The 13717-nt window shown below is 31.5% G+C and carries 9 protein-coding genes; 3 read left to right on the forward strand and 6 right to left on the reverse strand.

Translation table 11 applies throughout. The annotated features are described in order from the left end of the window. Positions 1-40: 40 nt before the first annotated feature. The 6 genes from BVC87_RS16725 to BVC87_RS16750 form a co-directional block, all read right to left on the reverse strand. Complete coding sequence (locus BVC87_RS16725) at positions 41-2041, reverse strand: T9SS type A sorting domain-containing protein (protein ID WP_075343550.1); 2001 nt, start codon at positions 2039-2041, stop codon at positions 41-43. 134 nt (positions 2042-2175) lie between these two features. Further along, a complete protein-coding gene (locus BVC87_RS16730; protein WP_083629559.1) occupies positions 2176-5127 on the reverse strand; it encodes a G8 domain-containing protein in 2952 nt (983 codons plus the stop codon). 23 nt (positions 5128-5150) lie between these two features. Then, on the reverse strand, positions 5151-6128 hold the full coding sequence (locus BVC87_RS16735) for a T9SS type A sorting domain-containing protein (RefSeq protein WP_075343552.1): 978 nt from the start codon (positions 6126-6128) through the stop codon (positions 5151-5153). Between the two features lie 881 nt (positions 6129-7009). After that, positions 7010-7438 (reverse strand): T9SS type A sorting domain-containing protein, encoded by a 429-nt coding sequence (locus BVC87_RS16740; protein ID WP_075343553.1) that lies wholly within the window; start codon positions 7436-7438, stop codon positions 7010-7012. Positions 7439-7576: 138 nt separating this feature from the next. Beyond that, on the reverse strand, positions 7577-8692 hold the full coding sequence (locus BVC87_RS16745; protein ID WP_075343554.1) for a hypothetical protein: 1116 nt from the start codon (positions 8690-8692) through the stop codon (positions 7577-7579). Between the two features lie 98 nt (positions 8693-8790). After that, entirely contained in the window at positions 8791-9294 is a 504-nt protein-coding gene (locus tag BVC87_RS16750; protein ID WP_075343555.1) for a hypothetical protein, read from the reverse strand. A gap of 207 nt (positions 9295-9501) precedes the next feature. On the opposite strand from BVC87_RS16750, the gene BVC87_RS16755 reads away from it, so the two are divergent. The 3 genes from BVC87_RS16755 to BVC87_RS16765 are packed head-to-tail and all read left to right on the forward strand — an operon-like array spanning position 9502 to position 13688. Next, complete coding sequence (locus BVC87_RS16755; protein WP_075343556.1) at positions 9502-10404, forward strand: histone deacetylase family protein; 903 nt, start codon at positions 9502-9504, stop codon at positions 10402-10404. Positions 10405-10456: 52 nt separating this feature from the next. After that, complete coding sequence (locus tag BVC87_RS16760; RefSeq protein WP_075343557.1) at positions 10457-11521, forward strand: right-handed parallel beta-helix repeat-containing protein; 1065 nt, start codon at positions 10457-10459, stop codon at positions 11519-11521. Positions 11522-11567: 46 nt separating this feature from the next. Further along, positions 11568-13688 (forward strand): Tex family protein, encoded by a 2121-nt coding sequence (locus BVC87_RS16765; RefSeq protein ID WP_075343558.1) that lies wholly within the window; start codon positions 11568-11570, stop codon positions 13686-13688. Positions 13689-13717: the final 29 nt, after the last annotated feature.

A 13717-nucleotide genomic window follows, 5' to 3' on the forward strand; every position in this document is an offset into this window, starting at 1 on the left:
TTTAAATTTTGATACTTATATTTAAGCAGCTAACAAACTATTATTCTTTAATTAAAAATTTTCCACTATAAATTTCTCCATCTAGGGAAACTCTATAGATGTACAGTGTATTATCCTTAAAGGCTTTATCTGAAATTTTTAAGGTAATTGTATTACCCGAGCCTTTTCCAACAGCCAATTCTTTTCCTAAAATTGAAAAAAGATCTATGGTAATTTTTTTATACTCTTTTACTGTATTGACTTTAAAAAAGTCTTTCGAAAAATCAATAGACAAAAGAGGATCATCTCCAGTTGATACTTCATCTATACTCAATACAGTTGTAGGTAATTCACCCAAACCTTCACATGGATAACTAGCATTTGTAGGATCACTACATGGTCTTAATTCATCCCAATTCCTACTTGTAAATCTAGTTAGATTGACAAAATCAATCTTCTTTCCATGTAACTCTGGCATTCTTCCATGTGTATTTGGATCTTTACCATGACCTATAAATTCTCTGAAATTATTTTCCTTAGGTCCCCAAGTACTCATATAATTTTTACAATTTGTAATTCCAGTGGAGTATAGTTTATCAGGTCTACAATCTGCAGATTCGTTAGGGTCACGGGGTGCTACTGGATCTGGCAATGTCCATAATCCTCCATCGAAATTATCAATGCCATATCCTTTGTAAATACGATCAGACCAAATTAAGACTTCATCATCTCCTGCTGCATATTTAAACCATGGCATTAAATGCTGTAAAAACGCATATCCTATAATGGGGCCACCTGCAACATTTATATAATTCCTATCCCTATTTGTGTTATCGGTATCTGGATATATACCTCCTGCTGGTCCATCTATATAACCATATGGATCTGCTGCTGAACCTTGACCATCTAATTTTGGATACAGTCTATTGAAATACAAGTGAATATTATCAATACCTAAATGATCTCCCCAAATTGGCATTCCAGATTTACCCATGGTGATTTGTGCATCTTCTTGAAAAAAACGTTTTTCTATGGCCTCTTGATTACTTGCTATACTACGTACATCTTCTAAAATAGTAACATCATCATACATTGATGCAAAAAATACTAGAGGTGGTTTTTTACCTAAATGTTGACCAGCTCCAGATTGAAAAGGAATTCCCATTTTATACACAGCATAAATATCTATTCCTTTTTGCACTAAAGAATACACTGCTGCTTTTTTCTCTTCTTCAGATTCTTTTCCAAAAACTTTTGTCAAATCCTCCAAGAAAATTCGTGCTTGAGCCGATGCATAACGATTAAACTTAGGAAAATACCCATGAGGAATTGTAGCTCGATGAAATTCTCCCATTCCTCCTCTATTCGAATGATATATTTCTATTTGTGGCTCTAACCAAGTTTCAAAACCTTTAGTACCTCCAATAACTCCATTAGTTCCATCAGAAGCTTGAGGAAATTTAGGTAGTCTATTCATTTTTATTTTGTCTACGGAAAATAAGGGCTTCCATGTTCCATGAAAAGGTGGTCTAAACAAAGTAGTTCCTCTGTTTTCTGGTACTTCTTTTAAAATGGTTAAAATTGCTGAAGTATTCACACAACCTGCTGCAATTCCTTTAGTTCCACAATCTGAAGTTCTTGCTTCTATTTTAATAATAGACACATCTCCATATGTAGTAAAAGGGACGATATTCATTACATTTAAATTTGCATCATAATGCTGAGGATATGTATTTAGAATACCTTGCTTTTGATTCTCAAACGATATTAATTCTCCAGAACTATCTCTAAGTAAATCAGGGTTTAACATAGCTCCGTTGATCTCTCCATCAGGTGTCATTCCTGTAATGGTAACTGTGCCTGTAGGTGTTTTTGTTGCGATCCAATAATCTCCAGTAGCAAATTGTCCATATTCGCAAGGTCCTCCTTCACAATTAAAGCTAAATGTAAAAATGGTTCCTTTTTTATCTACTGAAATCTCATTAGTAGTCTGTGCATTTAGTAGTGCAAGACTGGTATACCGTAATGTTAAAAGGATTAATAAAATGTTTTTAGGTTTCATGATTTTAGGGATTCAGAGTAAGAGTTTTAGATTATGTAACAAAAATAGCTTCATCTTATTTTTAAAAACACCCTGTTTTCAGGGAAAAATACTATATATGAGTATTTTAAAAACAAATTTTATATTCTATTAAGCTATTTATCTTCTGTAATTCTAATATCAAAACCTTGATATATATGTGGTTCCCATCTTGCATTAATATTTAAAGGGAAATTAACTAAACCACCTATTACTTTAATCCATACTTTATTGTTTGTTTTATCTTGCCAATAGCTAGCTTCATTAGCCTTTTTTACTTCTTGTAAACTATTAACTTTTGTGTAATCTTGTAATTTGTGATCAGTAAAGCTACGTTCAGCAAATACTTTTGCGTTTTTAGTTCCTGTAAACTCAATAGCTAAGACTATTTCATCTTCTTCTAGTCTAAGATTATCTAGCGTAACTTGTAAATCATATATACCATCCAAACTGGGATAACTCACCTCAAAAATCCCACCTTTTTGCAACGCAGCATGTTTAAACCACTGGATTGATGCCTTTGTTGTTTCATACAATTGAATTTTATCTACAACATTTAAATTTTCATCATAACGTGTAAATATCATATCCGTAAGATTTTCTGATGATCCATTTGCTGCTTTAATATCTGCTTCATCTAAACCATAAAAAGGTCCAGGAACACTAACTCCTCCATTTAATTCTTTACTCCAAGGTGCCAACACTTGAATATCTTTTTGATCTTTACCATAATAAAAAGGTCTATCATAAACTAAATAATTTTTTTTAGGCCCCCAATACCCATGATAATCCCATGTTGCTCCTGAAAAAGTTACGTGAGGAGTGTCACCACCTATTTGCCAACTTATTTCAGACTCATTTGCAGTTATTTTTACACCAGGGTGACTATTAATTAAAATATTCCCTACACTTAACCAATGTCCTTTTTCTACAGGTCTAACATAATAATCATACATACCAAAAACACCAGAACGTTTATTTAATATTGGAGGGAAATTAATAGCTATATTCCCTTGTACATCAAAGGTATGATGATAACTAGCAAAAGCGTTTCTAACAGGGCTATTATTTCTAGAAGATTCATTTTTTGCATAGTTTAAGCTTCTTCCCACAACTAAACCACCTAAAATTAAACCTCTATTTCCTGCGCCTGCAAAACAAGTTTCAAAATTATCAGCAGCTGTTGCTTCCAAAGTATTTACAAAATTTGCACGATCCCAAATTCCATGTGTACTTTTCCAACCGCTGAATCGTTTAATGGCAAAACGTAACCAGCTACTCATGTCGTTACCATTATGGTTACCAGGACGTCCTGATCTTTCAGCTGTATAGACTGATGGTCGTGTATTTCCTTCTTCATCTTTTTCAGGATTATCACTATGTAAAGCATCTGCTTTACAAGAGTGAGCTGTGTTATATTCAAATGTACCAAAAGGCATTTTTCCAGGATTCATTATTTTTCCATCTTCATATAAAGCCCCTGCGCTTTCTCCAAAAGGACGATCAGGAAAAGCTAACCAAAAGCCATTACCTTCACTATCTGCTACATGATTGTTTTTTGTAGTATTATCTGGATTACTAATCCAAAAACCTGAAGACCCTTTTCTGTCACCACTTAATTCATGTTTTTTTAAGGCAAACTTCTTTTCTGGATTCCTAACTTTTAACACTAAATTACCATCGAATGTATTCCTACGTTCTGCGGCATCTTCTGTAAAAATTCCATGGCCCTTAACATCATAAACAATATTATTTTGCACTAAAGTTCCATTGGTTCCATGTACTACAATTCCTCTATTCATCGATACATTTATGGTTGAGTTTTTTATGTATTGACCAGTTGCATCTCCTAAATTTTCAGAACCTTTATAACTTAACATATGCCAATGAAAAGGATAACGACCTAACTTTCCTCGTTGTCCTCCTCTTTTAATTTCAACACCATCTAAATGGGCCTCTGATTCACGCATAATCATAATATGTACTCCAAATCCTTGATCTTTCCATGCAGCATCATCTGGGGATTGCACAACAATATTCCTTGTTAAGTTACCTACTGGAGCCCTTTGATCTAATACCTTTGGATTGTTGGGCTGTATTCCATACAAAAAGTCTCCTTCAGGTGTTGGTACTATATTTTGTTCAGTAAGACTCATTCCATTGTTAGTTGCATATTGTAATTTTCCCCAATGAAAAGCTTCTAACCCTTTTTCTAAACTTATATTTTTACCATTTACAGCACTAATTTTTATGCGTTGTGTAATTGATTTTCCATTGGCAGCTTCATAAAAATCCGTTGGGCCAACAACTATTTCATCTCCTACTTTCCAATTCACTCCTTCTTTTAATACTAATTTAGTTGCTCCATCTTCTGCATGATCGTTTATTTTAGTCCAAGCAATAGCTGGTGAAGCTCCATGTAATTCTAATTTACCTCCCATCATTACCATAATTCCACGTGTATTAGCTGCTTCCGTATCCGTATCTGTCAATGTGATGATTGCTTTGTGTGTAAAAGATTCTTCTGGAGTACCAACTATGAATTCTCCTCCATGTACCATAATATTTTCTGCTGTTAAAGACAAATCTTTACGAGCAAATTCAAGTGTCCCCATGACCATTATTTTACCAAGTGCAGGAGGATTTTCATCTAAGATGATATGTTTATCTTTAGGAATCATAACCTCTTCTCCTGCTTCAGGCTTACCCCTTGTTCCCCAAGTAGCAAGCTCTGACCATAAAAATTTTTCTAAGACAGGCTTTTTAACAAGAAGTGCATTAGAATAAAAGGTATCACAATTAGGTGTTTCTATTCTAGCCCTATAATATCTAGGTAAACCTTTAAGGGTTATTACATAATTATTTGTAGTTGCTCCTTCAATATCATTCCAATCTACCTTATTACTTGAGTATTGCCATTGTATTTCTTGACTTCCTTCAAAATGACTAGCTGTTAGTTTTAAGGTTTCATTATTTCTAGCTGTAATTTCTAATTGTGCAATTACTTTGCTAACACTCATAAAAACAATGATGAGTAGTATACTATATTTTTTTGCTATACTTTTCATGAAAATAGAGTTTCTTTTTATTTTTATTTAATAATTAATTTTGATTGTAAATTTTGTTTTGCAGTAACGATTTTAACAATATAAACACCCTTTGGCACATCTTTTAAACTAAGAGAATATCGAGTCCCCTCTAGTTTTGGTTTATATTCATTAAATATTGCTGTTCCTGATATACTATACACCGTAATTTGTACTTCTTGTTCAATAGGTTCTTGCAACTGTAAATAAATTAGTTCTCCATCTGTTGGATTAGGCCAAATGGTAAATGAATTTCTCTTATTCAAGTTTTTTTCATTAATGAATGTCTTTTCATTAGCAGCTATATTAGAATGTGTTGCTGCGCAAATCACTAACTCGGTATCGAAAGTGAATTTATAATTCACTCCTTCTGATTCTGTAGAGCTACCACCCTGATGAGCAGCTGAACAACTTGCTAATCCTACATCAAAAGTAAATTTATGATCAGCTCCTTTCGATTCAGAAGTATTATCATTCTCAGTATCATCATCAATACTACTCGTAACAATTTCCATTTTATCTAAATTAGGCCCACCACTATTTGTACTGGCTACTAATTTTACTTTATACTCTCCTGAAGCGAGTGTTATCATTTTTTCAATAATTCCCCATTGATTCCAATCTCCTGAAGCCACTTGTGAAAAGTCGATAATACCATAACTCGTGTTATCTATAAACAATTCGCAACTACGATTCACATTTGAACCATTAGCATACCTAAAAGAAAAGTTTACTTTTTCACTTTTTGAGATTATTATTCCATCCCACTCTACATAACTGTCTTTTCCTCCAAAATCTACATATCCTGTTCCTGTAAATCCTAGGTGATTATTCTTATTATTCGTACTGTTTTGGTTTGTCCTATCCTCTGCTTGATAAGTATATACTGTGGGTACGTCTTCTTTTTTTAAAATACATTTTTTATGTGCAAAAGATGTATTAAAAAACAATAACACAGCACTTATATTTAAAATTAATTTCATTTTTTTGATTGATTTAAAGAAGTAAAACATAATATTACTTCTCATTTTTTAAATTTACCTTACTCAATGAGTATTAGACAATAACAAGTAACTAGATCCTTGCAAAATCTGGTTTCTTAATTAATATTTTATCTGCTTTTTTAGTAATATTCCTTACTTAAGGCGAACTATAAGGTTATTTTTTTAATTGAAGTTAAAGAATTTGCATACTGATATTATACTTTGTAAGCAGTACTTTCTTTTAGATTTTTAATGTACTCTTCATAAATTTTGTTTTTAGGAGATTATATACTATTTAAATGATTGATACTTCAAAACTAGAACTAAAACACTTTTACTTTTACCCCGTTTTCAGTGAAAAAAATAGTTGTTTCCATCATTTATTAAAAGTTCAAAAAACAAGTTTAAAATTCACAATACACTATATTTTCAGCACTATTTTTGAGAATACTATTAAAACATTCGTTCTATTCTTGATTAATTTACTTCACGGCTACATTATGAGAATCTGAATTATCTGTAAATTGTATAAAAAGTGCCTTGGAACGCTGACACCCCCATGCGTTTTGCGTCCCAAGGCTGAGGGATACTCACTCCTATTTTATTATTTTAGTAATAAAACAGGTTTGTCATTATACGACGTAATTACCTTATGGGGCCCAATACCCATATCAATTATATATTTTGTAAAGTTTTATATTTCATGTTGATCTACTGTACCTATACTTCTTTTTAACTCATTTATTCTCATCATAAGCATAGAAGTTTTCATACTTTTTAAGTGTGTAGTCTTATTTTTTCTTCCAATATCTATAACATAATAGCATTGCAATCACAAGTGCCATCCAAACTTGGATTCTAAATAATTTAGTAATAAAAAATTATTCTTTGATAATTTTAAATATTGCTTTCTGCCCCCTTGCTTTAAGTTGTAAAATGTAAAATCCTTTAGCTAAATCACCAACAAAAACTTTTGGCTGATTTACAGAAACCTCTACTTCGTGTAATACTTTTCCTGAAGTTTCTATAATAACAACTTTAGCTTTTTGGTAACTATTAGGGAATTTTATTTCGCAATAACCTCCTTTAATGGGATTCGGTAACACTTGAAATCTCAGGTCATTTGGATTTTCGACATCTTCAACAGATAAGGATTTACAAGAAACAAATTCTGTATTAATAACAACACTGTGATCTGTTGTAGAAGTTTTAAATTGTTGGGTAACTAAAGAAACTCTTTCTTTAACTTGTGCTGTAGCTCCTACAGTAAGGAAACTTAACAACACAAAAAACTGATGTTGGGTTTTCATTTTTAGGGATTGATTGATTACTATATTTACTTGGTAAATAGTCCTCCAAAATTAAGATCAATTTAAATAAAATACCTCCCTGAATTCAGGGGTTTTTACAGTAAACTAATTTCTAGATTTACTTTATCTTAAAATTAATTACTCAATAATAGAATTGGTAACTTTTATAGGTGTCTCTTTATGCATAGAAATACTTGGATATACTGGATACCATGACCCACCTATATTATTTCTGATTGTAGAATCGTTAATTACAATATCTCCTGTTTTATTATTACTCACAAAAAATATAGATGAACCGAATGCTACTACTTCATTGTTTTCTAATATAGACCCTTGAATATTTAATGTCATTGTATTCCCATCATTATAAATTGCTCCTCCACTACCTCCACCGGGTGTATTTGGACTTGCTGGATTCCCTCCATTTCCTACTGCTTTATTATGAGAGAATACACTATTAATAATTGTCCAAGAAACATCAATACTGCTAATCGCTCCTCCATTAGATCCTTCATTTCCATACCCCTCAGCTCCTCCAAAAGTGCTATTGACTATGTAAACTGGAGATTTATTATACTGACTAAAAACTCTTACCGCTCCTCCACCAACGTCAGGTCCTACATTTTGACATTTGTTATTAAAAAATCGACAGTTTACTATTTTAAATCTTCCTCCTCTTACCCAAATCGCTCCTCCACCATCATATTCATTTTCATTTGTCGAGTTTCCGTCTGCGAATGTTATATTTTGAACTGTTAGTTTAGGATGATCTTGATTTTGACAATTCGCTGTTGTCCATACTTGATTCTTATCACAAGTATTCATATACAAAATTCTTGTTTTTCCACTTCCGCTTAAGGTGACTAATCCACCACCATCTATTACTACTTCATCATTTGCATTATTAAATACTTTAGCTGGTTTATCCATTTTTATGGTTACTGGCTTTGATCCACAATTAAATACTATTTTTCCTCCTTTCGCTACTGCTTCAACCACAGCTTCACATGTACAACTTTCTGGTGTTCCATTTCCTACCACTGTATCTGGATTAGAAACATCTTCTAAATTAGCTTCGTTGGGTATTGATGAATTCCCGTTGGGGTTTCCAGCCGCTGGTCCATTATCCGGATTTTCTAAAGGATTATGAATTTCTGAAATCGTTTGTTCACTTTTTTTAGAACAATTACACAAACTAATTACTAAAACACAACATATTAGTTTTTTAAATAAATTTACTTTAAATCTCATGAGGTTTTTATGTATTGGGATTATCGATATATTCTAAATAGGTATCTTACAATGATTAAGGTAAAATAACATCTCCATTAATTTAAATACAAAATAGTTTAGTCTCCAATTCCTGGATGTAACATTAACAATAAAAGTGATGGTACTTTATATAGCTTTGGAAGTTCTAAAAACTCTATTTTAGTTCCATCCTCTTTTCCATTTATAAACAATACGCCTTCTGATGACCATTCTATATCAAAAACTTTATCATCTGATTTTGTTCTCCTATATCCTTTTTCTTTAAAAAAACGAAATTTTCTATCTCCTTCTTTTCTAATAGAAAAAACATACTCACCTTTTGCATCTGTTACAGTTTCATTACCTATTAATAACATTTTTTCGTCTTTATCAGATAGAATAACACTAGCTTTTTTATCAATTTTTGCTACTAATTTTTCACCGAATATATTATAATACACCTCACCCTTCTCATTCAAATCAATAAATGAAAAATCTTCTTTGTCTATTATTTTAAATGCAGAAAATGCTAATTGACTTTCTTTATTTTGACAAAAAACAAATACTTGTGTTAGTAATAAAAGGTATGCTGTTTTTTTCATGGTTAATCTACTTTAACAATGCAAACTTATTAGAACAATTCTATTTTATTCTCACTGAATACAGTGAAAATAAATAACAAACTATTACTAGTCTATTCAGATTAAGATTTATACATATAAATAAACCATCATATACCCTAGAAATCAAATTTCACACAAGCTATATAATCTTTTATCTGTAATTTAGCTCTAAACTTTATAGCTACTATGCTTAAGATCGCCTACCATGAAATTTACAATCACCCTTTGCCTGCAAATCATCGATTCCCCATGGAAAAGTATGATTTGTTACCTCAACAATTGATGTATGAAGGTACCTGTACTGAAGATAATTTCTTTGAGCCAGAAATACCTAATAACAAGCATTTTTTCACTGTTCATACCTCTGAATATTTTTTTGATTTATTGAACATTACTTTATCAAAAAAAGAAGAACGTAAAATAGGTTTTCCTCTAAGTGAACAACTAATTGCTAGAGAAATGATTATTGCTGATGGAAGTATGAAAGCTACTGAATTTGCTATAGAGAATGGTATTGCTATGAATATTGCTGGTGGAACTCATCATGCTTTTTCTAATAGCGGTGAAGGATTTTGTTTATTGAATGATCAAGCAGTTGCTGCTCGTTATTTACAACAAAAGGGCTTAGCTGATAGAATTTTAATTGTAGATCTAGATGTTCATCAAGGAAATGGAACTGCAGAAATTTTTGGTGATGACCCTTCTGTTTATACATTTTCTATGCATGGAAAGGCTAATTATCCATTTCATAAAGAACAGTCTGATTTAGATATTGCCTTAGAAAGTGAAACTTCTGACGATGAATATCTTTCTATTTTGAAAAGAACGCTACCACTACTTATTGCTGATCATAAACCTGATTTTATTTTCTACCTCTGTGGTGTCGATATTTTAGAAAGCGATAAATTAGGTAAGCTTAGTGTTTCTATAGAAGGCTGTGCGGTACGTGATCGTTTTGTATTACAAACTTGTTATGATCAAAAAATACCAGTAATGTGTAGTATGGGCGGCGGGTACTCAAAAGATATTAAAATTATAGTAGAAGCTCATGCCAATACGTTTCGATTAGCGCAGGAAATTTTCTTTTAATTTATTTATTACATTTGTGACGCTTTGATTGAGAGCTTATAAATAACTGTATATGAAATTAAATGCTAAAACCATTCTTGGATTAATCTTTTTATTATTGTTAAGCTTTTCTGTTACTTACTATTTTTTAACAACAAAGAATGATCCTAAATTTATCGAAAAAATTCCTGAAGAAAATTTCACATCAACAGAGGAAATTATAGAAGAAGAGGCCTCTTCAAATCATTTAGAAATTGAAATTTCTTCTTTTGAAGAATTTATTGATAACCTTGGTGACGACCGTACTTTATTAATCACAAAAAATATTGATATCACAAATGGAATGGTGAATTTATTCAATAGGTTTCACTGGGTCCCTGTGGAGAATTCAGATGATGCTTATTTGGAATATCAGGATGAGTATTTTAAGTTTGATGGAACAGGAATTGCTTCGTATCATGGTTTTGATTTTCAAGAAAGAGATACCTTACAACCTAGAGAATTGTTTTTAAAAAATGACACTCACTTGATCATAAAAAACACTAGAAATTTAGTTATAAAGGGTATTGTCCCTGACATTACTTTCACAATTGCTAATCAATATTCTCCTGTTTTATCTTTTCTGAAAAATGAAAATTTAACTATTGAAAACTGTGATGTTGTACATAACAACCCTGAATTCCAAGAATGTGGACCTAACGCTCCAGTACTCAAATTCAGTATGGATAAAAATGTTATGGTAAATAATTGTTCACTAAATGGATCAGGTACTGAAGGTGTATTTGCATATGAAGTGGATTATATTACCATTAATGAAACTACTATTTACAATTGTAATAATATAGGAATCGATTTACATAATGTTGGATCATGCTACCTTAACATTTCAAAAATTGAAAATAATAATTTAGAAAGTCATATTATCAATTTATACGATAGTACTATTTATATTGATGGTAGCGAAATTTCTGGAAATAAAACCTATTTTGGAAAGCTCATCAATTTTAACGATAAATCCAGTTATAATTTTTCTAATTGCTATATAAAAGATAACGAGAACTTTAAAATTGATCAAGAAGTAATAGATAGTTTCGACACTAGCAATACCGTTAAATTTTCAGACTTCGATATACAATAAAACAAATTTTCAACCTTTCTTTGTAGTATAAATTCAATACGTATATATGCAACTTATATCTTATATCTCTTCTCAAACTTCATATTCAGAAAAAAGTATTCAAAATACAGTTGAGTTATTAAATGAAGATTGTACTGTTCCTTTCATTGCTCGTTATCGAAAAGAAAGAACAGGAAATTTAGATGAAGTTGAAATCGGAGAAATTGTAGCACTAAAAGAAACTTTTGAAGCTCTTGAAAAAAGAAAAACTACGATTTTAAAAGCACTAGAAGAACAAGAAGTGTTGACTAGTGATTTAAAGTCTAAAGTAGAAAATGCTAAAGATTTAACCACTTTAGAAGATATATACCTTCCTTATAAAAAGAAACGTAAAACCAAAGCCGAAACTGCTCGTAATAATGGATTAGAGCCTTTAGCTAAAATCATAATGAGTCAACGCAGTGATGATTTAGATTATGTTGCTTCTAAGTATATAAATAATAATGTTGAGAATGTAGATAAAGCTTTGGAAGGCGCACGACATATTATAGCTGAATGGATTAACGAGCGTACGGATATTCGAAATTTAATTCGTTATCAGTTAGAACGTTTTTCTACCATTACTACCAAAATAATTAAAACAAAAAAAGAAGAAGATAATGCACAGAAATTTAAGGATTATTTTGATTGGTCTGAAAATTTAAGTCGTATTCCTTCGCATCGATTATTAGCTATTTTACGTGGAGAAAAAGAAGGATTCATACGAGTAAAAATAGAAATTGATGACGATCGAGTATTAGAAAAAATCGATCAAAAATTAATTAGAAGCAATAATGAATGTAGCGCAGAAATCCAATCGGCTGTAGACGATGCTTACAAACGTTTGCTCTTACCTTCTTTAACTACTGAAGCTGTAAATTTAGCCAAGGAAAAAGCAGATGAAGCTGCAATTACTGTATTTAAAAAGAATTTAGAGCAATTATTATTGGGAGCTCCTTTAGGTGAAAAACGAATTTTAGCCATTGATCCTGGGTACAGAACTGGATGTAAAGTAGTTTGTTTAAGTGCACAAGGAGATTTATTAGATAATACCGCTATTTATCCTAATGCCCCTCAACATAAAACTACCGAGGCAGCTCATACTATTGAGCATTTAATTAAAAAGTATGACATTGAAGCCATTTCAATAGGAAATGGAACAGCTTCTAGAGAAACAGAACGTTTTGTAAAAAGTATATCAATCACTAAAAATTTAGAGGTTTTTGTTGTAAACGAAGCGGGTGCTTCTATCTATTCAGCTTCTAAAATTGCTAGAGATGAGTTTCCTAAAGAAGATGTAACTGTACGTGGTGCTATATCTATAGGTAGACGTTTAGCGGATCCGTTAGCTGAATTGGTTAAAATTGACGCAAAATCTATTGGTGTTGGGCAATATCAACATGATGTAGATCAAAATAAATTGAAGAAATCCTTAGATACCGTAGTAGAACATTGTGTAAACAAAGTAGGTGTAAATATCAATACAGCAAGCGCATCGTTATTGAGTTATGTATCAGGTATTGGACCAAAACTAGCTGAAAACATTGTCAATCACAGAAATCAAAATGGTGTTTTTAAAACTAGAAACGATATTAAAAAAGTAGCTCGTTTAGGAGGAAAAGCTTTTGAACAATCAGCAGGTTTTTTACGTATTAAACAAGGTAATAATCCGTTAGATGATTCTAGTGTTCACCCTGAAAGTTATACTTTGATAAAAACTATAGCTAAAGATTTACGATTAAAAACTGAAAACCTAATTGGGAACACTACTAAACTAAAAGAGATTAAGTTACAAAACTATGTAACTGATACTTTTGGTTTACCGACGCTTAAAGATATTGTGAAGGAGCTGGAAAAACCAGGACTAGACCCACGAGAAAAAGCCAAAGCTTTTTCTTTTGATGACACGGTAAAAACTATAGACGATTTGAGAGTTGGAATGGTATTACCTGGTATTGTGAATAACATTACTAATTTTGGATGTTTTGTAGACATTGGAATTAAGGAAAGTGGATTGATTCACATTTCTAATTTATCAGATACGTTTGTAGACGACATCAATAAAATTGTACGTTTACAACAACAGGTTACAGTGAAAGTATTAGAAATTGATATTCATAGAAAAAGAATTCAGCTTAAAAAGAGTTGAATTCGGTACTATATTTGATGGTTTTTTAA

Source organism: Tenacibaculum agarivorans (genome assembly GCF_001936575.1).
Taxonomy (GTDB): domain Bacteria; phylum Bacteroidota; class Bacteroidia; order Flavobacteriales; family Flavobacteriaceae; genus Polaribacter; species Polaribacter agarivorans.

What these genes read in the sequence shown, in the direction of transcription:
- BVC87_RS16725 (WP_075343550.1), bottom strand. Translation starts at nt 2,041, where the DNA reads ATGAAACCTAAAAACATTTTATTAATCCTTTTAACATTACGGTATACC.
- BVC87_RS16730 (WP_083629559.1), bottom strand. Translation starts at nt 5,127, where the DNA reads ATGAAAAGTATAGCAAAAAAATATAGTATACTACTCATCATTGTTTTT.
- BVC87_RS16735 (WP_075343552.1), bottom strand. Translation starts at nt 6,128, where the DNA reads ATGAAATTAATTTTAAATATAAGTGCTGTGTTATTGTTTTTTAATACA.
- BVC87_RS16740 (WP_075343553.1), bottom strand. Translation starts at nt 7,438, where the DNA reads ATGAAAACCCAACATCAGTTTTTTGTGTTGTTAAGTTTCCTTACTGTA.
- BVC87_RS16745 (WP_075343554.1), bottom strand. Translation starts at nt 8,692, where the DNA reads ATGAGATTTAAAGTAAATTTATTTAAAAAACTAATATGTTGTGTTTTA.
- BVC87_RS16750 (WP_075343555.1), bottom strand. Translation starts at nt 9,294, where the DNA reads ATGAAAAAAACAGCATACCTTTTATTACTAACACAAGTATTTGTTTTT.
- BVC87_RS16755 (WP_075343556.1), top strand. Translation starts at nt 9,502, where the DNA reads ATGCTTAAGATCGCCTACCATGAAATTTACAATCACCCTTTGCCTGCA.
- BVC87_RS16760 (WP_075343557.1), top strand. Translation starts at nt 10,457, where the DNA reads ATGAAATTAAATGCTAAAACCATTCTTGGATTAATCTTTTTATTATTG.
- BVC87_RS16765 (WP_075343558.1), top strand. Translation starts at nt 11,568, where the DNA reads ATGCAACTTATATCTTATATCTCTTCTCAAACTTCATATTCAGAAAAA.